Below are 873 nucleotides of genomic sequence, written 5' to 3' on the forward strand. Positions count from 1 at the left end.
TACAAATTTTTCATTTAAATTATCACCATTTGGAGTGAATGCATTATGAATAAATATAGTTCCACAACCTAAGACAAAACTCTGATCAATTTTTAGATTAATTACATAGCTTATAGGACAAGTTTCTGTTTCAATGTTGTATTGGAAAGTATAATCTCCGGTTGCAGCATTGTTAGGATCTAGAATACTTCCGTTTAATATTCCTGAGTTATTAATATCCACCCAGGTTCCGTTTGATGGAGCATCTTGTGGTAGGTAAGTCGTTAAATCCACCTGAGTTGCATTAATACTGTTGATGAATTCAGGAACAGTAATTGTTGTAACATTCGTAATAATATCTACGTTTACCGTTTGAATGTAATCAATAGCATTGTTACAAGCATCTTTAACGTTCCATTTTCTAACAATAGAATAAGAAGTTTCAGTGTTGTTTATAATATTTTCAGTAAAAACAACTGTAGGAGCAATTTCAGAGCAACCATCTACAAATGTTAGTACAGGTATTTCTGGAACTGCAGCACAAGTGGTATTGATTACAGTTTGAAATTCTGTTGTTGGTACAGGAGCTGTATTGTCTTCTACATTTATTGTTTGTGAAGCTTTTGTTATATTGCCTCCGGCATCAGTTGCAGTCCATGTTCTGGTTATAGAATAAGTACCTACACAAGAACCATTTGTTCTAACGTCTTCTGATGTTAAACTTATTACCGTACAGTTATCCGTTGCAGTAGGAGTTACAAATACTGGTAAATTTGGACAATATATTGTTGAGGATGTTGGTAATGTAGTGATAACAGGTTTAGTAACATCTTTAACAATTACATTTTGAGTAGCTGTTTGGGTATTTCCATTACCATCATCAAAAGTCCAAGT

The 873-nt window shown here is 33.2% G+C and carries 1 protein-coding gene; it reads right to left on the reverse strand.

Annotated features, from left to right (window positions below):
• Positions 1-873: HYR-like domain-containing protein (locus ABS764_RS16215; protein WP_456264510.1), on the reverse strand; the 873-nt coding region annotated here is incomplete at both ends.

This window comes from Flavobacterium plantiphilum, assembly GCF_046000495.1.
Classification (GTDB): Bacteria; Bacteroidota; Bacteroidia; order Flavobacteriales; family Flavobacteriaceae; genus Flavobacterium; species Flavobacterium plantiphilum.